Origin of the sequence: Desulfosporosinus acididurans (genome assembly GCF_001029285.1) — a bacterium.
In the GTDB taxonomy this organism is placed as follows: Bacteria; Bacillota; Desulfitobacteriia; order Desulfitobacteriales; family Desulfitobacteriaceae; genus Desulfosporosinus; species Desulfosporosinus acididurans.
This window is the reverse complement of sequence record NZ_LDZY01000008.1, coordinates 133873-155010: the sequence shown is the minus strand read 5'-3', so window position 1 is coordinate 155010 and position 21138 is coordinate 133873. Positions and strand designations below refer to the sequence as shown.

At 41.9% G+C, this 21138-nt stretch carries 17 protein-coding genes and 1 other annotated feature; of the genes, 4 read left to right on the top strand and 13 right to left on the bottom strand.

Annotation, left to right across the window (positions count from 1 at the left end; all coding sequences use genetic code 11):
- Positions 1-33 precede the first annotated feature (33 nt).
- The 7 genes from DEAC_RS12825 to DEAC_RS12795 all read right to left on the bottom strand — a co-directional run bounded on the left by DEAC_RS12825 (position 34) and on the right by DEAC_RS12795 (position 7335).
- Positions 34-909, bottom strand: a complete 876-nt coding sequence (locus tag DEAC_RS12825; protein ID WP_047810453.1) for a GNAT family N-acetyltransferase — start codon at positions 907-909, stop codon at positions 34-36.
- A 236-nt stretch (positions 910-1145) separates the two neighbouring features.
- Complete coding sequence (locus tag DEAC_RS12820) at positions 1146-2441, bottom strand: phenylacetate--CoA ligase family protein (RefSeq protein ID WP_047810538.1); 1296 nt, start codon at positions 2439-2441, stop codon at positions 1146-1148.
- A gap of 260 nt (positions 2442-2701) precedes the next feature.
- On the bottom strand, positions 2702-3580 hold the full coding sequence (locus DEAC_RS12815) for a uroporphyrinogen decarboxylase family protein (protein ID WP_047810452.1): 879 nt from the start codon (positions 3578-3580) through the stop codon (positions 2702-2704).
- A 122-nt stretch (positions 3581-3702) separates the two neighbouring features.
- A complete protein-coding gene (locus tag DEAC_RS12810) occupies positions 3703-4323 on the bottom strand; it encodes a DsbA family oxidoreductase (protein ID WP_152671401.1) in 621 nt (206 codons plus the stop codon).
- A 64-nt stretch (positions 4324-4387) separates the two neighbouring features.
- Positions 4388-5017 (bottom strand): hypothetical protein, encoded by a 630-nt coding sequence (locus tag DEAC_RS12805; protein WP_047810450.1) that lies wholly within the window; start codon positions 5015-5017, stop codon positions 4388-4390.
- 206 nt (positions 5018-5223) lie between these two features.
- Positions 5224-5754, bottom strand: a complete 531-nt coding sequence (locus DEAC_RS12800) for a hypothetical protein (RefSeq protein ID WP_047810449.1) — start codon at positions 5752-5754, stop codon at positions 5224-5226.
- Positions 5755-6123: 369 nt separating this feature from the next.
- Entirely contained in the window at positions 6124-7335 is a 1212-nt protein-coding gene (locus tag DEAC_RS12795; RefSeq protein WP_047810448.1) for an IS110 family RNA-guided transposase, read from the bottom strand.
- A 98-nt stretch (positions 7336-7433) separates the two neighbouring features.
- On the opposite strand from DEAC_RS12795, the gene DEAC_RS12790 reads away from it, so the two are divergent.
- Positions 7434-7628 carry a hypothetical protein gene (locus DEAC_RS12790; protein ID WP_047810447.1) on the top strand — a complete coding sequence of 65 codons (195 nt, stop codon included), beginning with the start codon at positions 7434-7436 and terminating at the stop codon, positions 7626-7628.
- Between the two features lie 214 nt (positions 7629-7842).
- A complete protein-coding gene (aspD, locus tag DEAC_RS12785; protein ID WP_152671400.1) occupies positions 7843-9501 on the top strand; it encodes an aspartate 4-decarboxylase in 1659 nt (552 codons plus the stop codon).
- A gap of 100 nt (positions 9502-9601) precedes the next feature.
- Here aspD and DEAC_RS12780 read toward each other — a convergent pair whose 3' ends face one another.
- A complete protein-coding gene (locus DEAC_RS12780) occupies positions 9602-10735 on the bottom strand; it encodes a bifunctional 3-deoxy-7-phosphoheptulonate synthase/chorismate mutase (protein ID WP_047810446.1) in 1134 nt (377 codons plus the stop codon).
- A gap of 112 nt (positions 10736-10847) precedes the next feature.
- Positions 10848-11095 (bottom strand) — a binding site (T-box leader).
- A 127-nt stretch (positions 11096-11222) separates the two neighbouring features.
- The gene (locus tag DEAC_RS12775; protein ID WP_083996144.1) at positions 11223-11771 is read right to left on the bottom strand and encodes a GDSL-type esterase/lipase family protein; all 549 of its coding nucleotides are present in this window, start codon (positions 11769-11771) and stop codon (positions 11223-11225) included.
- Positions 11772-12181: 410 nt separating this feature from the next.
- On the opposite strand from DEAC_RS12775, the gene DEAC_RS12770 reads away from it, so the two are divergent.
- Positions 12182-12904, top strand: a complete 723-nt coding sequence (locus DEAC_RS12770; RefSeq protein WP_083996142.1) for a SanA/YdcF family protein — start codon at positions 12182-12184, stop codon at positions 12902-12904.
- A 16-nt stretch (positions 12905-12920) separates the two neighbouring features.
- Positions 12921-13562: an HAD family hydrolase gene (locus tag DEAC_RS12765; RefSeq protein WP_047810445.1), complete on the top strand. Its 642-nt coding sequence runs from the start codon at positions 12921-12923 to the stop codon at positions 13560-13562.
- 172 nt (positions 13563-13734) lie between these two features.
- On the opposite strand, the gene DEAC_RS12760 is transcribed toward DEAC_RS12765, so the two are convergent.
- The 4 genes from DEAC_RS12760 to DEAC_RS12745 are packed head-to-tail and all read right to left on the bottom strand — an operon-like array spanning position 13735 to position 21130.
- The gene (locus DEAC_RS12760; protein WP_047810444.1) at positions 13735-17262 is read right to left on the bottom strand and encodes a bifunctional glycogen debranching protein GlgX/4-alpha-glucanotransferase; all 3528 of its coding nucleotides are present in this window, start codon (positions 17260-17262) and stop codon (positions 13735-13737) included.
- A gap of 55 nt (positions 17263-17317) precedes the next feature.
- Positions 17318-18760 carry a glycogen synthase GlgA gene (gene glgA, locus DEAC_RS12755; RefSeq protein WP_047810443.1) on the bottom strand — a complete coding sequence of 481 codons (1443 nt, stop codon included), beginning with the start codon at positions 18758-18760 and terminating at the stop codon, positions 17318-17320.
- 21 nt (positions 18761-18781) lie between these two features.
- The gene (glgD, locus tag DEAC_RS12750) at positions 18782-19912 is read right to left on the bottom strand and encodes a glucose-1-phosphate adenylyltransferase subunit GlgD (protein WP_047810442.1); all 1131 of its coding nucleotides are present in this window, start codon (positions 19910-19912) and stop codon (positions 18782-18784) included.
- Positions 19913-19936: 24 nt separating this feature from the next.
- Entirely contained in the window at positions 19937-21130 is a 1194-nt protein-coding gene (locus DEAC_RS12745; protein WP_047810441.1) for a glucose-1-phosphate adenylyltransferase, read from the bottom strand.
- Between the last annotated feature and the right edge of the window lie 8 nt (positions 21131-21138).

The following is a 21138-nucleotide window of genomic DNA, read 5'->3' as shown; positions in this document are numbered from 1 at the left end:
TTTACCTCCATTCTATTCCCCCTTAAAGTCTGATCAGCAAAATTCGGCAACTTGCTTGCGATAAAAGTCATAGGCAAGTTCTATGCGAAACCCCATCCCTTGGTATAGCCTAAAAGCGCGGTCATTTTTGCTGTCAACTTCAAGAGTTACCTGCTGCTTACCTCGGTTCCACAAGTTTTTTAGAATTAGCTTCAAGAGTTCTTGACCATAACCATTACCTCTATATTCGGATAGAATCCCCAAGCCAAAAATCGAGGCTTCTTCAACAGCCAAATGATTGACTGAAGCTATTCCCATAGGTTTATCATCAACGGTAACTAGATATTGCTCTCGGGTTTGCGAATTAAGGCAATTCTGAATCAGACTCTTTGCATCATCATAATTGTCTTCAAATATCTCGCTGCTAAGCTGAATAAGTATTTCCAAGTCCTGAAGAGTGGCTTTGGTAAGAGACAATCGCTGCTTTCCCAGATTGTATTGTCCACCTCGGGGTATACTCATATAATATTCGGTATGTTCATAGCTAGCTTGCAAATGATTAAGAAGAACATCTTTACCTACATCTGAAGGCTTTTCACAGACAAAAAGAATTTCCGGGATGTTGTGACTGCGTAATTCTTCAACAGCCTGTTCCAACAAAGCAGTAAAATAGCCATTCTGCCGGTACTCCGGTCTCGTCATTGCCGAAATTTCAACTTCCAAATGACTTGGTATGAACATCGATAACATGCTAATTAATGTTTGGCAATCATAAAGCAGAAAAATGCCGGGGATCGCTTGGTTAAAATTTAAAGAAGTATCCAAAAAAACACTTCCTTTAAGCCGATCGTAATCGTTGCAAACGTTTTCAAGTTCTAAAACCCGGCTCATTACTGGCTCGTTTAAACTGTGATATTTTTTGATAATCATACGTTCTCCTTGTAGTCATTCCCTGGGTGAAGAATACAATCTTTTTCTCTAACCATTATAAGGTTTTTATAGATAGATGAGCAAGAATAGATCTGCCTGGTAAGGGGAGCAAAACAAAGAAGCATACCAATGTATAACGATTGATATGCTTCTTTATTTAATGTCATTTTTCTAAGTATCTAACAAAAACCGAAAAAACAATATGATCTTAGATTAACCAATATGATCAATGGACACTAATTACGATAATCGAAGACCCTTTTGGCCTTTCCGGCACTTCGTTCCAAAGTTCCCGGCTGGACAACTTTCAAACGTACGTTAATAGAAAGCACCCCGTGCAATTTCTGCCGAATGTATGCTGAAAAATCTTCAAGCTTCGAATATGGTTCAAGCAAATCTTCCCGGGTCAACTCAACAACGACTTCAAGTTCATCCAAAAAATTGTGTTTATAAACATTAATAATATAGTGTGGACTGATGCCCTCGATAGCCATCAGGACACTTTCAATCTGAGACGGAAAAACGTTAACCCCGCGAATAATCAACATATCATCCGTTCGGCCCACAACTTTGCGCATCCGGGCAGTACTACGGCCGCACTGACAAGGTTCTTGACTAACACGCGAAATGTCTTTCGTTCGAAAACGTATGACAGGAAAAGCTTCCTTAGTTAAAGAGGTAAAAACCAATTCCCCTTCTTCACCCGGCTCAAGAACTTCACCGGTTTCCGGATTTATTGTTTCAACAATGAAGTGATCTTCTGCAATATGATGCCCGCATTTGAACTCACATTCTCCGGCTACTCCCGGCCCCATGACCTCACTAAGTCCATAATTATCAGAAGCCGATATGTGAAGTCTCGTTTCAATCTCCCTGCGCATTTCTTCTGTCCATGGTTCGCCTCCGAATAGGCCTATCCTCAGCTTTAAAGAAGAGATATCAATGCCCATCTTTTCTGCCACCTCGGCAATATACAGAGAGTAACTTGGCGTGGAAATTAGAACAGTCGTGCCAAAATCCTGCATGAGCATAAGTTGGCGTTCCGTATTCCCGCCCGAAGCCGGAACTACAAGAGCGCCAGCCCTTTCCAAACCATAATGCAGCCCAAATCCACCGGTGAATAAACCATAATTAAAGGCAATCTGAGCTACATCGTCGGAGGTAACTCCTGCCAAAGTGACCATTCGTGCAGTAAGATCGGTCCAAATCTTTAGATCATTGGCTGTATATCCTACAACAACAGGCCGTCCTGTGGTACCGGAAGAAGCATGCACACGAATGATATCTTTACGTGGAACAGCAAAAAGTCCAAAGGGATAGTTATCCCTTAAATCAATCTTAGTGGTAAAAGGTAAGTACTTTAGATCATCCAAGGCTTTAATAGCCTCAGGCTTAATCCCCAATTCATCAAATTTAGCTCGATAATGCGGAACGTTGTTGTAAACTCTATTCACTGTCCACTTCAGACGCTCCAATTGAAGTTCTTTAAGCTGATGTCGGCTCATGCATTCTTGCTCTCTATTCCAGATCACAAACAACCAACCTTTCTTCTGCTCAACTTTTTAAGGAATTCATACTTCAGTAAAAAACAAAAAAGCTACCTCAAAAGGATAGCTTACTGCCGACACTGAATACCCCATGTTCAACCATCCTCCCATACTAATTATCCAACACTTCTTCTTTAGTTCTCTTCATGACGCTCTACCTTACTACTCCTGTGAAAGGATCACAGGACTTCTACATCACTATTCTACCTAACTTTATACCTATTGTCTATCCTAACAACTATTCGTTAATAGTTTTTGACATACCGGTACACTTCAAGAACATTTTGAGGAGTTTGACCGCTTCCAAGGATACCCGCACTGCTGCCGAAAATGTATCCCCCGCCTTTGGCAGTCACCTCTAACAAATTATAGGCTCTCTCTATTCTCTTCTCCTCTTCAAACCATCCTAGATCATAACCACCCATAAGACAGACCCGATTTTCCGTCGCTTTTCTAACCTCAGATATCTCCTCTAATGATTGAAAGTCAAGGGAATGCAGCCCATTTATTCCCAAATCCACAATATCATGCAACACTTTTCTCAAGTCACCATCTGCATGGAAGAAAACCGGAACTTTTTCACGTTGTATCATTTGAACCTGTTCTCTGAGGCCTGGAAAAAAATTTAGGCGCAGAGCAGCCGGTGAAACAAATGTCCCTCCATTATAGGCAATATCATCAGCTATGATAATTCCATGAGCACCGAGTGCTAAGGCATTTAATCCCAATTCGAGGTTCGTCGCTGCCACCTGTTGGACGAGTTCCGGAATTATCGGATCCCCTTGAGCAATGGCTAACAGATAATTGGTAAAGGATGAAAAGAGTTTAGCCGTTCCCTGGAACGGGCCATCAATAAGGGCAAAAATAAAAAAATCGGTTTCCTCTCTCCATAGTTTTAATTCCTGCCAAAGTCCTGTTTGGTTTCCGGGTTCATTGTCCAAACCAAAAGCCACAGCATCGAGTCCGCAGCGTTCACAAGCCTCCACCCGGTCTTCAAACCTCACATGATCCTTAAGACCGAGTAGCTTAGTCACAAAATTGTCATCAAGACTAAACTCTCCTTGGGGAACATGATCCACTTTCGCAAAGTTTATTGCCGCCAAAATTCGTTCAACTTTTGTCACATGGTCACATCCTCTCAAGCTAAATTTCAAGGCTGCAAACTATTTCTTGCAGCCTCGTTTTTTCCATGCAGCCTTTTCGATTGGCGGTCTCAACTGAACATGACAAGAGATAAATTTATAAACTATTCTTTGACTTTCAAATCCATGGACAGCCCCGCAGAGGTTGATTTTGTGCCAAAAACAAGCTTCTCCAAATCTTCGTAATTTTGAACCCCAAATGCATTGCCGCCTTCAGCAACAAAATACGGAACCCCCGGGATTCCTAAGGCTTGAGCTTCTTCTAAATCTTGTAAAACTGCCGGTTCATAGTCTTTTGAGAGCAATGCCTTCCGAAATTGTTCCGGATCAAGTCCTGCATCTCCGGCTAATTCCGTTAATACCTCAAGATCATTAATATCCTTCTGTTCTTGAAATTGGGCCGCAAATACAATGTTATGGTACTGGTCTCCCTTCCCATGCTCTTCCGCATACTTTGCACCCTGCAAAGCCAACCGGGAATGCTTGCTCTTATCATTAAATACCATCTTCATACCGTATTTACGTCCCATCGCTTCAATGCCCGCCTTCGCTCGTTCCAAATACTCAGGCGGTTTAGGCGGAATTTCCACTCCCTCCGGCCTTAATTCAAAGGACTTCCATTCAACTTCTACATTTTTATCCTTGGCCAACTGGTCAAGGGGGACTTTCCCAATCATACAAAAGGGTCACAAGAAATCCGAAAAAACAGTGATTTTGGCCATTATTTAATCTCCTTTTAGATAATGAATAAGAATATTAGGAAAGCATATTATCCTTTATTATTGACATTTATAGTTCAGTATAAAAAGGCATCTGCTCTCCGGTCACTGCCGCGATTTTCCAGAGATAATCATTGCCCATATTCTCTCGCTTATCTTCTTGAAATCCCTTGCCTTTGAAGAGGGCTAAAGTGCTGCGATTAGCGGCATAACCGGATAAATACCTGGCGCCTTGTTCTTTGGCAAAAACCCTCAAATTATTAAGTACTTGATCAATCAATTCATCGCTGAGAATATCAAAATCTTCATTTTTGACGAGCACGATATCATTGATAAAGACTTCTTGCTTATTAAGTTTAGAAATATGCAGGGTGACCAACTTATCTTCATAACCCAAACTATCTTCCCAAAGAATTTGCGGTAGTTTTACCCCAATTAAATCACCAAGTTCAGGCTTCTCTTTATTAGGCTCATAATATTCATGCAGCAGTTCAACTAATCCTAAGCTATAAGCCCTTGCTTGCACAGAGATATTATATTGAGCGGGATACTTCGTCTTGATCTCCTCATCACGAAGCACCTTAAGACCGGGCTCCCTGCCAATTTCTGAGGTTATCTTATCCAGAGGAAAGATACTATTAATCTGCTCCTGGGAAGGGTTCCACTCTTCTGAATAAATATGCCTTGGTTTTAGTGACATTTAGATTTCACGCCTTTCAATTATGATAACTTATTGGATACTTATAAACATATTCAGTTAAGATTCCTCTATATTTGGCTTATTCTCAACTATTTTAGCTAAAGTAATTCGGTATTGCCCTAATAATTCCTTCCTTCTTTGTAAAAGAAGTTTTATTTGCAAAAGATAAACGAACTGGAGATAGTATATCCAGTTCGTTATCGTTTCTAAATATGCGCTAAAATCAATAATCCAAAGATACAAGAGATTACTCTATGGCTCATTCTACAAGTCTTCATGCTAATCATCTTATGCTTGTACATTATGCCCGTGAGCAAGACGAGAATCATCCCTGCCAGAGCAACAATACCGCTGAAAACATTATTCATTCTAGACGGCAGATTTACCAGATAAAAAGCACTGTGCCCAAGGCCAAAGGTAACCGCTAGCCATCCTAAAGTGACATGAGCTTCTCTCAGGCCCTTTATTGTTGAGCCGTTCACCCAAGCTAAACTTCCAGGTACTCTTTGTTTCTCACGAATTATCTTCTTTTTCAGGAACCAGAGAATAACGGAACCTATCGTGAAAAGCAGGGAGAAAAATCCCATGAGATTCCAAAACCCTTTTTGCATCCTAAATGACCAATCGGCTATCCCATGATAGGACATCCATAATGATATCGCCGTCAGAAATCCACATACTAATGCGTAAATAATCGTAGGCGAAAATTTTGTTCGGCCATATGTAAATCCGTCCATTGTTTTTGCACCTCCGGAAACCATTATACTCATAGTTTCTTAAAAGAAGTTTAAGAAGATAAGACTAACTTGTTAAGATTTTTCAATTTATTGGCTCAGAGCGGCTTAATTTCTCCACTGATAGAAAAACCTGGCTAACACCCGAAGGTGTTGCTGCTGTGCCACTTATAGAAGTGGGGAGCTTAAAAACTGGGTAAAGTGTATAAATGCCTCAATTAGCGTGCAGAGTAATTTAAGCACCAAAATAATAACCTTCTATCTACCCTGAAAAATAATAAGGACCCAAAACCATTACCCTAACGGGCAAAAAAAGCCTACCCAAAGCCCCAAAATCTTCTTCAGGGACCTGTTGAAAATACTTGGATCTTCTTAGGAAACTACTTGAACATTCACCCCTAAACTTTCTAATGATTTAAGATATCTCCTAATGGTTGCTTGCTTTTTAGTATGATCGATATAGTTAGCACCTAAATCTTTATACATTTGGTGTGTTTTCAGTAAATAATAAATGGATACTAAAATAGAGTGTCCAACAGCTACAGCAGCACGGTTCTTACCTCTTCGGGCAGCAAGGCGATGGTATCTAGCAGCTAAATAGGTATCTTTCGTATGTGATGCAGCATTCGCGGATTCTACTAAGGCAGTTCGTAAGGCTTTATTCCCTTTGTTTGTTTTACCGGACTTTCGTTTACCGGCACTTTCATGATTACCTGGAGACATTCCAGCCCAAGAAGATAAGTGGGCTGCTGATGGAAATCGGCTCATATCGGTGCCAATTTCCGCTAGAATTTCTTCGGCACCCCGTCTAGCAATTCCGGGGATTGAATCCAATATCTCCAGGTCTTCCTCAAAAGGGAGCAATCTTTGACCAATTTCCTTAGTCAGAAGTTCAATCTGTCGAGTTAGAAAATCAATGTGCTTTAGTTGCGTGGAAATAAGCAACTTTTGATGGTCGCCGATGATTCCTTTAAGAGCTCGCTCCAGATCTTCAATCTTACTTTTAAGTCTTCCTTTAGCTAATCCTGCCAGAACTTTGGTGTCTTCCTGATCATTAAGCATCGCTTCAAGCATGGCTCTTCCTGAGACACCCATTATATCTGTAGCTACAGAAGATAGCTTGATGTTGGCTCCTTGAAGTACTTTATCGAGTCGATTGACTTCACGGGAACGCTCACTAACAAGACTCTTACGATATCGAACTAACTCGCGCAATTCACGTTGATCTTTATCGGGAATATAGCTGCCTTTTAAGAGACCATGCCTTAATAAATCGGCAATCCATTCTGCATCTTTAACATCCGTCTTACGCCCAGGTACCGCTTTAATATGTGCTGCATTAACCACTAGAGTTGGAATTTCTTCTAATTCCATAACATTATAGATTGGTTTCCAATACACGCCGGTGCTTTCCATGGCTGCTTGGGTACAGCCTTTGCTCTTGACCCACTGAGCCAGATTTAAAATATCGTCTGTCATCGTGCCAAATGTTTGTGTTTCTTTGCCATCAGGAGTGATACAACATGCAGTAATCGATTTCTTATGGATGTCCATACCGCAACACCGTGGATGAATAACTTCCAATGTGATAACCCTTTCTGTGGCTTGTTAATTGCGACTGGTGCAGCAACCCGCATTGAGCAATCTACCCTGCGTGCTTCTCTAAAAGAGAGCAACAATCTGTGGTGCACCAGGAAACTGAGGTCAGTCTACTCTTCGGACTAATTAGTACCAAGCAAGTTCGACCTGTCTTCGCCAGCCACAAGAATATCCTTACCATTACTTGGCATTTTTCATCATCTGATGGCGCTGCGACAGCGGCATGGGGGTCTACTCTGGAAAGACTACTCTTAAATGTAAATGCCAAAGACCCGTAAGTAGGGCAGACTCGCCCAACAGTAGTGAAACCCATCGCATGGAGAGGCGGTAAGGACTGCGAAGCTGCCCGGCCCACCTGGACCTAGACTCATTTTCATCCTCTGCTGGTGCTGCGACAGCGGCATGGGGGTCTACTCTTAAATATATGGCAACTATTTATATCTAAAGCAAAAAACGAACTAAACAAAACTAAGTCTATGACAACTGGAAGGAATGATAACTATTAATAATAATCAAACTCGAAGAAAAATGGAAATGAAGTACGAAAACCTCAGCCCTTTCGAACTCAAAAACAAATTAATTGCTCTCGCCGATAAACACCATGACACAAGTTTATGGGCAATGCTTAATGCGGGAAGAGGAAACCCGAATTGGATTGCCGCTACTCCCCGAGAAGCGTTCTTTAGCTTAGGACATTTCGCCATTGAGGAAACCCGCAATACCTGGAAAGACAAGGACCTCGCCGGCATGCCCCAAAAAGAAGGAATTGCTCTGCGTTTCAAAAATTACCTTGAGAAACATCCTGAGGCACCAGGAGTTAAACTGCTGGAAAATGTCCTCGCTTATGGGACTCAAAAAATGGGCTTTGAACCCGACCCTTGGATCCACGAACTAGTCGATGGTATTGTCGGAGATAATTATCCCGTACCGGATCGCATGCTTCAACACCTTGAACAGGTGGTCCATAATTACCTGATCCAGGAAATGTGTGACGGGAATCCCCCCGCCGGTCGCTATGATTTATTTGCTGTTGAGGGCGGTACGGCCGCCATGTGTTATATCTTCGACTCCTTAATTGCTAATAAATTGCTGTCTAAAGGTGACAAAATTGCCCTCATGGTCCCAACCTTTACCCCCTACTTAGAAATACCACATTTATCGCGTTATCAATTCGAAGTCATAAAAATAAACGCCACAGAGATGGACGAAGAAGGCAACCATCTGTGGCAGTATCCAAATTCTGAACTTGATCAGTTGAAAGATCCTCACGTTAAAGCTCTCTTTACAGTAAACCCAAGCAACCCGCCGTCAGTAGCCCTCAAGACTGAATCTAAAGACTATCTGACAGAAATCGTCCAACACCACAATCCTAATTTAATGATTATTACCGATGATGTCTACGGCACCTTTGTTAATGGTTTTCGTTCGCTGATGGCAGACTTACCCTTTAATACTCTGGGGGTTTACTCGTTTTCCAAGTATTTCGGGGCAACGGGCTGGCGTTTAGGGGTTATTGCCTTGCACCAAGACAATGTCTACGATCACTTGCTGCACGAACTTCCTCACGCTAAAATCGAGGAACTTACCGAACGTTACGAAAGCGTATCATTATATCCAAGTAAAATTCGCTTTATTGATCGTATGGTCGCCGATAGCCGGCAAGTAGCACTTAACCATACAGCTGGCTTATCCACTCCGCAACAAGTTCAGATGGGCCTCTTCGCATTGTTTTGCATACTTGACCATGAAAATCGATATAAAAAATTGACCCGGGAAATTTGCCGCCGTCGGCAAAAGTTGTTGTTTGAGGGCTTTGACCGTTCCTTGCCTGATAATCCATACAACGCTGCCTATTACAGTCAAATTGACTTAGCAATTTGGGCTAAACAAAAGTATGGTGACGAATTTGTACAGTACCTGCAAACCACCTATGAGCCCACAGACATTCTCTTCCGGCTGGCAGAAGAATCTTCAATCGTACTCTTAAACGGCGGCGGGTTTGGCGGTCCCGAATGGTCAATTCGAACCTCTTTAGCAAATTTAAATGATGAGGCCTACTGTGAAATCGGAAAAACGGTCAAAAAGACCTTTGAAAAGTACGCCAGCGCCTGGAGAGAGCAAAAGGAAAGCGAAAACAACTCCCAAAACTAAAAAAGGACTACTGCAGCCAACTTTACGAAGGCTTAGTTCAGAAACTGAACTAAGCCTTCTCTCGTATGCTAATATAGCGATTTATCCAAATCGTTTGAGACTATTTACTCCCCAAATTATAGAACGATGAGTCAATCTTTTCATCCTGCAATTTGCTTTTAATTTGAGTTTGAACTCCATACTCGAAAATTAAGGGATAAATCTTCTTAATTAAGTCTGAAGGAAGATTTAGCTCTTCAGCCAAAGTCATTAAACGCTGAATTATCTCTTTCTCTCTGCTAATATCCTTCACTCGATCAAGCCGTTTCTGATCGCTTAATTTCCTGACGATTTGCATACGTTCTGCTAAACCTTCAATTATATCGCGATCAATCTTATCAATCTGGGAGCGCAGCGCTTCAAGCGAATCACCTGTTCCCATGTCAAAAGCTCTCCTAACTGATCGTGCAACCCCGCCCAACTCTCGAGCTAAACTCAAAAATTGTTCCGGCGTAAGTGACTGAGGACCATCACTTACAGCTTCATCAGGGTTAGGATGCATTTCTATCAGCAAACCATCTGCTCCCGCAGCAATAGCGGCTTTTGACAAGGAAGAAATTAAGTCCCTTCTCCCTGCGGCATGACTCGGGTCAACAATGACCGGAAGGTGAGAGAGTTCTTTAGCCACTCCTACAGCACTCACGTCTAAGGTATTCCTCGTACTGGGTTCGTAAGTCCGAATGCCCCGTTCACAGAGAATCACATGGGAATTGCCCGCTGATAAAATATATTCCGCAGCCAGCAGCCATTCCTCAATCGTTGCTGATAAGCCCCGTTTAAGAATAATAGGTTTATCAACCTTGCCAGCTAATTTAAGAAGTTCAAAATTCTGCATATTACGAGCGCCTATTTGCAGCAAATCAACCTTATCAACCACTAAATCCAAACTTCGTGTATCAACGACTTCAGTGACACAGAGTAAACCATGCTCTTTAGCGGCCTGGACCATATAGTTGATACCTTCCAAGCCCAATCCTTGGAAACTGTATGGTGAGGTACGAGGTTTAAATACTCCGCCACGCAGAATTTTCCCTCCTGCTTTTTTTACAGTCGCAGCAGATTCCTGCATCTGAATACTTGATTCAACGGCACATGGTCCGCCCATCAAGATAATTTCCTCTCCGCCTATTTTTACTCCGTCCACCTCAATGATGCTTCGTTCCGAGTCAAGTCCTGCCAATTTCAAGTCTTTCATCATCATTTCCTCCCTCAAATTTAAAATTTGCGGGTAACTTCTCTGCACGTTTCAGCCTTCGGATAATCTCTGAAACCGAGAGTGGACTCAAAAATAATACGTCTGTCCTCAAAATAAGGACAGACGTTAATCTGCGGTACCACCTTAATTGATGCACAAATTAATGCATCCTCTTATGCAGAGTGCCATCACACCCTTCGCCGCATAACGCTGGCTTAGCGTCGAAAACTACTCCAGCTAACACTGTTTCGCTTCGCCCTCAGGGGCCCATTTACTCGCTCCAATACCTGTCGAGTTTCCACCGTACTCAACTCTCTGAGAGGCTGGTGTGCGCTTTTACTTCCCCATCAACGGTTTATACAATCATAGCACTCTGATCACTAAATTTCAAATTAATTTCTTGTAAATTTATAGATAAGTTTCCTGGTTTTTCTATGATCTTCTTTAGTTATGTAACCAGAGCAAGGATACTATAAGATACATCGATCTAAATTATTTTCCATGATTTCCATATTTGAGAAGCAATTTCTCCCATAAACGCATATCCCATTTTACTTGGATGGACTTCATCGACAAAAAGTTCAGCAGCTTGACCTGCATTGATTCTGAGACGGAAAGGAGAATAAAAATCAATCATAAGGATTGATTCTTTAGCTGCATACTCGATCAACCATTTTCTATAGTCCTCTAAAAAGCGTTCTTCTTCAGGTAATAACGAGGGAGTTGGCAAACCTAATATAGGGATAATGTTCTTCTTTTTACTCAATTCAATCATGCGCCTAAAATTCTCACTTACTTGCTTAAGGCTTATTTCCTCATAAGCATCGTTTGCTCCCCCCAAGACAATGACATGAGTGGGCATGTACGTTAATACATCTCGTTCAAAACGTTCGAGCATACCCTTGGTGAAATCCCCCTTAATACCCTGATTTATTACCTCGCATTTTAATTCCTCTGCTAGATATTTAACCCAAGACTCCTGACGGCTAAAAGGATAACCTTCAGTAATCGAATCGCCAATAGCAACCAGTTTCATGTTATACCTCATTTCGAGCCTATATAAACTCGTCATAAATATCTATTTTAAGCAACTTTTTAGCAGTGACTTCTCAAGTGAACTCAATCAGCTGAAGCTGATCTTAGGAATAATTGTACTATCCAACTAGGTAACTATCAATATTTTGTAGACTCTCCTTAAACGCTGCCATAAATTCCGAAGGTTTATCAGGAATATCGATGTGAAGCAAGAAGTTACTGTTTGTCGGCTTTCCTGTTAGTGATATTTAAACTTGCTCGCTTAAATTTTTTGCAATAGAAGATGTTTACAAATTAATACTTATAGATTAATAAAGGAAAATAGTGTAAAGTACAACTAACTAACAAGTACGGCATAAAAGGTTTTGGAGAAATGTTCGATACATTGGCTACATACTAAGGGGAGATATTATGTCAAGTCCGAAAGAAAATGAATTGTTCAATGTGAAAAAAGTCAAATTACAGAGGGGTCGTCTGGCTAAATTTATCTGCCTCTTTCTTGTCATTCTAGTGCTTTTAGGGAGCACGGCTCTGGCTGTAAACAAGTATGTCGAGAAGGTCGGCTCGAACTACATCCTTAACCTAAAAGATATTCCTTCGGCAGATGCCATTCTTGTTTTAGGCGCCTATGTTGCTCCAGACGGAACTCCGTCACCTATGCTCGGTGACCGTCTAACAGAAGGATATGAACTTTACGAACAAGGCAAAGCGCCTAAGCTATTAGTCAGCGGCGACCATGGGCGAAAAAATTATGATGAAGTCAATGCTATGAAGAACTATCTGATGAATAAAGGAGTACCAAGCCGGGACATTTTTATGGATCATGCAGGTTTTAGTACCTATGAAAGTATTTATCGGGCCAGGGATATTTTTGAAGTTCACAAGGTAATCATCGTAACCCAGGAATATCATCTTATGCGAGCAGTTTTTCTCGCTCGGGAAATGGGACTTGAAGCCTATGGAGTGGCTTCCGACAAGCACGATTACGGACAAGTAATGACCGCTTACAACCTCAGAGAAATTGCTGCCCGGAACAAAGATTTTCTTTGGGTCAAAGTATTTAAACCTAAACCAACGTTTTTAGGCGACACAATACCCGTTTTTGGCAACGGCGATGCAACGGATGATAAATAACGAAAGGAGTCTGGCGATGCAACTTAAAGGATTCATTTTTGATTTAGACGGGACCTTGCTCAATACGCTGCCCGTTTGCTATACAGGTTTTCGCAAGGTCCTTTTAAAGTTTTTAGGCCGCGAATATTCCGATCAGGAAATCGCCGCCCTGTTTGGACCTTCAGAAGAAGGAGTTTTTAAAAAAGTTCTTCCTGATAGATGGGAGGAAGGGCTCCAGAGTTATCTAGAAGAATACGATCAAGCCCACGCTGAGTTTGCCGAGCCTTTCCCTGGGATAGAAGATGCCCTGGAATTGCTTTTACAGCGGGGAATTAAGTTGGCTATCGTTTCGGGCAAAGGTCCCGGAAGTATGTCTATCTCCTTAAGGCATTCGGGTCTGAGCCGATATTTCGAGTTAGTAATTACCGGCTCAGAGCAAGGTGCAGATAAACCTAAACACATTAAAGAAATTCTCCATGCCTGGGACTTTTCGCCTTTAGAGGTTGCTTATATTGGTGATACGGCTTATGATATCATCGCTGCTAAAAATGTCGGTACATTCTCGGTCGGAGCTGTCTGGGCTAATACAGCTCAGATCCAGCGAGTAATAGACTTAAAGCCATCTATCTGTTTCACAAATGTAGACTCCTTTAGACAATGGATCGAGCAATTAAGGTAGCGAACTTAGGTAGGGGAACCACTCCCACTCGTAGAAACGGGAGTCTTACGCTTGAATCAAACAGGAACATGCTGGAAAATATTTCATCCAGTCATGTTCCTGTTTGATTTTATTCAGTTTTTAAGATCTCCACTTCTATAAGTGGGGGTGGATTCCTCATCACTATCGAGGCTTACCTTTGAGCATTTCTGGCCAAATACCGAAGCCAGGTCTTAACCTCTGTTGTCAGCAAATTTTTATTTAATGTCCAGCCCCAATTTCCTTTAACAGTCCCAGGGACATTCATTCTGGCTTTCGAATCAAGTCCCAAAACATCTTGCATCGGGGTGATAACCCAAGCTGCCTGACTCAGATATAACTCTTCGATAAGTTTACGACATGCTCTTTTTAGACCTTCCTCCTGGAATTTCTCATTTTCTGATTCCTGATTGCAGTGAGATTCCTCACCGCTGCTAATCATCGTTGATTTGTACCAACCCAACAAAGTGTCGTTGTCGTGGGTACCAGAGTAATAAACAATATTCATGTCGCCTTCGGAGTCAACGTCTTCAAGAGAAGTAAATTGGAGCACCTTCATGCCTGGAAACCCAAAAATCCTTTTTAAAATGGTAACTTCAGTTGTTATAATCCCCAGGTCCTCTGCGATAAAAGGCAGTTCTCCAAATCTCTCCGCCAGACTCTCGAAAAACCGTTTTCCAGGTCCCTTCATCCAATGACCATGGATTGCTGTCTCTTCCTTAACATCGATCTCCCAATAGGATTCAAAGCCGCGGAAGTGATCAAGGCGCACATAATCAAAAAGCCGAAGGGCGAGTTCTATTCTTTTCTTCCACCAAACATAATCCTGAGCTGCCAAGGCATCCCAATCATAGACGGGGTTTCCCCATAACTGACCGGTCTCACTAAAATAATCGGGAGGAACGCCTGCCACTTTTAGAGGGAACCCACGCTCATCTAACTTAAAGAATTTGCGGTTTGCCCAGACATCACAGCTGTCGCCGGCAACAAACAGGGGAATATCCCCGATCATTTTTATATGCTTAGCTGCCGCATATTCCTTCAGAGACCGCCACTGGAAATAAAACGTATACTGGACAAAACGCTGAAATTCCATGTCTTCTTCGAGCAGTTGAGAATACTCCGCAAGTTTTACCGGATTGCGGCAAGCTATTTCCGGTTCCCATTCATACCAAGCCGTACTTGGAAAATATGCCTTTAAGGCACGATAGAGAGCGTAATCATCCAGCCATTCGCGGTTATTACTCAGAAACCTTACATAGTTCTGGCGGGAAAGGTACTTAGAGTCCACCCCATAGTATTCCGGGCCAGCTTTTTGAATCTGAACTCTAAAGACCTTAAAGGCTTCACGGAGACAAGATTCTTTAAACCTTCCCGGAGATTGCAGGCTTTGAGAAAACGTTTTAAGCGCTGACTCCTGCAGAAGCCCCTCTCGGATTAGAAGTTCCAGACTGATCAATCTATAGTTTCCGGCGAAAGCGGAATCACTTTGATAGGGAGAATCCCCTAAGCCTACCGGGTTTAACGGCAGGACCTGCCATAACGATTGCCCTGTATCCACTAAAAAATCAATAAAGCCATAGGCCTCTGCGCCAAAATCTCCGCTTCCGCTGCCAAAATCAGAGGGCAAAGAACTTATAGGCATTAAAATCCCGCAAGCCCGGCAAAAATCCTGCTGGGGAAACGACAACCGGCTCTGTTTTTTTAACAAAACTAATGTGGATAAAGGATCTAGTTTCAAGGTCTGAGGATTTTGAGCCGCTTCTCTGTCAAGAGTCTCGCCGCTGAGTAGATTGATGCAAAAAGGGTTCAATTTATAATCAGCTGAAGAATCAAAATCTAAGGCTATCTCCCTTGACTGTATAAGGCTGCGATTAACCATAACGCTAATTTCCTCGTCTCTCCAGAACCGTCGAAATCCATAAATATCCGGTTCCAAAAAGAAGGAATGAAAATCACCGGCTTGAAAAGCCTCATATTCGCGGCGCAAGCTAACAACCCTTTTATACCAAGTCAGAATTTCCTTGTCTTCTTGGCCCCAGGGAAATGTCCCCCGATTGTAAGGATCGCTATACCCTTCCATTCCAGCTTCGTCCCCGTAGTAAATACAGGGCACACCCGGAAAGGTCATTTGGATTAAAGTTAGAAGTTTCAATCTCTGTACCGCCAGCCGCCGAGCCTCTGCTGTAAGCTTAAAGGTACGTTTTTGAGTTTCTGTTAATGTTTTTTCAGGAGGAGCCTCTCCTAGAAGAGTCAAAATACGTTCACGGTCATGGCTTCCGAGAAGATTCATCGCCCCCCTGAAATTCTCCCAGGGATAATTCTCGAACAGACTCATCACACGCAGATGCACCATGCCGGAACTAAGTTTTCCTAGAATATAGCTGAGAACAATATCTCGAAAAGGATAATTCATCGCTGCATCCAACTCATAGCCCCAAAAATACTCGCGCCATTGGCCGTAGCTCTGTTTATTTGAAACATCTTCCCATACCTCTCCAATAAGGACTGCCTCGTGATTAAGCGATTTCATTAGTTCCCTAAATTTTCGGATAAATTTATCCGGCAGCTCGTCTGCAACATCGAGTCTCCAGCCGGCGATCCCTTTTTTCATCCACTTCTGAAGAACCCCGCTCTCAGAGTCAAAAATAAAATCTTGATAAGAAGGTTCCAGTTCGTTCACTTCCGGCAGCGCGTCAACATTCCACCAACTCTGATAGTCCTCGTTGTTTTCCTTAAAGCGATACCATTGATAATAGGGGGAATTTTTAGATTGATAAGCACCCAAACTTGGGTAATTTCCGTAGCGATTAAAATAAATACTGTCACTCCCTGTATGGCTGAACACACCATCCAAGATGATTGAAATACCATGATTCCTCATTTCAAGTACTAACCGCTCAAAGATTTCTTCATCTCCGTACATAGGATCAATTCGAAGATAATCGGCTGTATCGTATTTATGATTACTCGGAGCATCAAAAAGCGGATTAAAGTAAATAACGCTGATGCCCAATTCTTGGAGATAAGGCAGCTTTTTTATAACACCTAACAAGCTGCCGCCAAAAAAATCCCAATAGGTTACTCTGCCCTCTTCGTCTTTAACGTAGATAGGTGGTTCATCCCAATTGGCATGTATAAGGGCATTTCTTCTGGGATAGGGGTGAAACCCTTCTTCATGGGTCTGGTAAAAACGGTCGACGTAGATTTGATACATAATGCCTTTTTGGTACCAATCAGGTATTTTCATGGGATAATAAACCGTCACTTGGTAAGACGGGGGTTGGTGATCTTCAAGCAGACCCTCGCCCCCCAATCTTCGAGAATTGCCATAAAAATAATTTTGGCCTCCAACGGAAAACTTAAAATAATACCAGACAAGACCGGGTTCACCGGGGACCACATATTCCGCTTCAAATACAACTCTTTGTTCAGAGCCCTTGAGAGTGCAGACAGCTGAAGCTAACCTCTCTCCGCCTCGGTCAGGAAGCACTGCAGGTTTTTGGGCAGCCATGGGAATTAAGCGTTCCTGTTCCTTCTCCCAAACTCTTAAAAAACAGTCCTCAACAGGCAGAACCGAACATATTTCCAGACGTAAAAGAATCGTCTGCTCACAGGTTACTGCTCCAAAAGGGGCGCGAAAGTATAACTTATGGGAGTTGTGATAGGCGAAAAGTTCCATTTCAACTCTCCTAGGAAAATTTTTAAATTCTTCCACCTAAAGCCTTAAATAAGTTTTAGGCTTTTAACCTAATAAGAGACTTGTATAGAGAAAGATAGGCGGAGGCTGAAGATTCCCAACTGAAATTACACGTCATGGCGCTTTTTTGCAATCGGGCCCAGGCGGTTTTATCGGAGTCATAGAATTTTACTGCCCGCTGGACGGCAAACAGTAATTCGTGAGCATTATAATTTGCAAAACTAAAGCCGTTGCCTTCGCCCGTATATTCATTATAGGAAATCACCGTATCCTTTAATCCTCCTGTTTCTCGTACAATGGGAATTGTTCCATAATGCATGGCAATCATTTGCGCTATGCCACAAGGTTCAAACAGTGACGGCATTAATAACATGTCAATTCCAGCATAGATTTTGTGAGCAAATTGATCGTTAAATTCTCTTCTGAAGACAAACTTACCAGGATATTTCTCGGCAAATGTTTGCAATTTCTCTTCATAAAGTTTATCCCCCGTCCCCAGGATAACCAGCTGCACGTCAAGCAGCAGAATTTCTTCCATTATAAAGCAGAGGAGATCCAGCCCTTTCTGGTCAACTAGACGGCTTACCATCCCCAGAAGCGGTGAATTTTCTCTTTCGGGAAGTCCTAAACAATGCTGCAAATCCTTTTTATTCAAGTCCTTAGCTTGAGGAGAAAAACTATAAGGGAAGGAAATCAGAGGATCTGTGTAAGGATCATAAACCTGATAATCAATACCATTGAGAATACCAAGCAATGATTCTTTGCGTTTTTGGATAATCCCTTCCAATCTCTCTCCATAAAAAGAATATTGGATTTCCTGAGCATAGGTCGGACTTACTGTTGTAATCCTGTCGGCATAAAGCAGTCCTGCTTTCAAGAAATTAACCTTACCGTTAAATTCCAACTTTTCCTCTGTAAAATACGTATCATTAAGACCAATAATATCCGTTAAAACTTCTTGAGGGAAAACTCCTTGATACTTAAGATTGTGAATCGTAAATACCGTCTTAAGTGAGTAATACAGGGGCTCTTTGACATAAAACTCCTTTTGCAGCAAGGGAATAAGCGCCGTATGCCAATCATGACAATGAATGATATCGGGCTTAAACTCCGGCAGATGAGTCAGACTTTCTAACACAGCGCGTGAAAAGAAAGCATATTGTTCTGCCTCATCGTACTCTCCATAAATATTACTGCGCTTAAAATAATACTCATTGTCGATAAAGTAGAAACGGACTCCCCTATGGATAAATTCTTCAAGGCCGCAATATTGTCTGCGCCATGCTAAAGGAACGTAAAAATGATTAATATGCTGGAATTGTTTGCGGAAATTTTCGGGGATATTACTATACTTTGGCATAATGACACAAACGTCGGCGCCTTGTCTTTGCAAGGCACTGGGCAGAGAACCTCCTACTTCACCCAAACCGCCGGTTTTGACAAAGGGATCTGCCTCAGCAATAGCAAAAACAACTTTCATAGTACCCCTCTTTTCTCAAGCCTAGACCAAAGACCCTTTAAGGACGACCAAGGGAGAATTTTTATTTCCTTTTAATATATTTCCAGGATAAACTTGAACAAATTTATCCAGAATGACATGATCTAATCGAGAGCCACTGGAAACTTTACATTTCTGCATGATAATACAATTGCTTATACTGGCCCCGGTTTCAATAATTACTTCGCGTGATAAGATTGAATTACGGACCTCTCCTTCAATAATACATCCACTGGAAATTAGAGAATTTGCTGTAATTGCTTGATGACCATGCTTCGTAGGAGGATTGTCCACAATTTTAGTGTGTATTCTGTCATGTCCCATAAGTACTTCCCGGCAAATTATCGGATCAAGCAATTCCATGCTCCGATCAAAGTAATCTTTAACTGAATTTATCACTCCAAAATAACCGGTAAAAGGAACTCCAATAATTTTTAACGTGCGCATATTTTCACGTATTGCTTCGATCAGATTTATAGCTTCAATTGAGCGATATCCATCGACAATTTCCAGAAGGAGCGTTCGCCGAATAATCAACATATCCAGAAAATAGTTCTGCTTTCGCGGCCAGGCTATTGTTGACTCCGTTTCACTCACATCCAGAATATCAAGAACATCTTGATTATCAGAGATGACAAGACGTTCTTTTCCCTTCATGGCGGAGGGATCTGTGCTCTCTTTATATATCAACGTTACGTCAGCTTTCTCATTCCTGTGATTTTCCAAAGCCTCATTGTAATTGATATTAAAAATATGATTACAGCCGCTGATAATAATATTTTCGGACAAGTCCTTCTGCAGATATTCAATATTCAGCTGTAAGTCTTTAAGCCGAAATTTACCGTTTTCCCCGGATAGTCCATGAATAGCTCCAGGTAAAATAAACAATCCTCCGGACTTACGATCCAAAAACCAATCTTTACCGGCTCCCAAATGATCCAGTATCGACCTATAATGACGGGGAGTAATTAACCCGATTGTCCATAATCCGGAATTAACCATACTTGATAGGGCAAAATCTAAAATTCGATAACGTCCTCCGAAGGGGACCGCCGCGATCGACCTTTCGGAGGTTAACCCTCGGAGACTATCAGAACCATTATTTCCAAAGAGGATTCCAATGGCATTTTGCATCTGCTACCCTCCCCTCGGCAAATTTTAGCGGGTTGAATACAGATTACTGCCCGCATAAATGACAGAGCCTTTTCCAAGGACGTAATGATCCTCTATGACTGTAATTCCTGCCTGGCGCACACCAGAATCCTGTTCAATTCCGATTGAACAATAACTCATTATTTTGGCATTTTCACCGACAATTGTTTTATTGATCTTTGTATGACCACTGACCCTGGCATGGGGCAATAAAATGGAATTTTCTATACTTGCTCCCTCCCCGACATAAGCTCCGGGGGCCAAAACTGAATAGCTGACATCTCCCAGCACCACACAGCCATTACTGATTAGACTGTTATTAATTCTTGCTTTCGGGCCAATATACTGCGGCGGTAAAATATCTTCATTGGAAAAAACCCTTTGAGCAGGATCAAAGAGATTAATGGCCTCATCTCCCTCCAAAAATTCCATATTGGCATTATAGTAACTTTCGATGGTACCCACGTCTCTCCAATAACCTTGAAACCTATAGGCGTACAATCTTTTTCCTAATGCAATTTGTTTAGGGATGATATTCTTTCCAAAATCATTTTCCGATTCTTGATCCTGTTCATCTTCTAGTAATGCTTGCTTGAGAATTGGCCAGTTGAAAATATAAATTCCCATGGATGCCAGATTACTATCCGGATTCGCAATTTTTTCAGTAAATTTTATTATCCTGCCTTCTTCATTTAGAGATACGATACCAAAACGCGAGACTTCCTCCCGGGGAACTTCAATTGTGGAAATGGTAATTTCCGATCCCTTTTCCTTATGATAATTGAGCATAGAGAGATAATTCATTTTATAAATATGATCCCCTGAGATAATGAGCACATAGTCCGGATCATAGAAATCGATAAATTTTAAATTTTGAAAAATGGCATTGGCAGTTCCCTTATACCAACTTAATTCGTGTTCCCCCACGAAGGGAGGCAAAATATGAACACCTCCGAAGGGGTTGTCAAGATTCCAAGCAGAACCCAGGCCGATATACGAATTAAGCAGGAAGGGCTTATATTGAGTGAGAACCCCTACAGTATTAATGTTGGAATTTGCGCAATTACTTAAACTGAAATCAATAATTCGGTACTTGCCACAAAAAGAAACTGCGGGTTTAGCAATATTACGCGTCAAACTCCCTAATCTGCTCCCCTGCCCTCCGGCCAAAAGCATTGCAATACACTCTTGCTTATGCATAGTTTCAC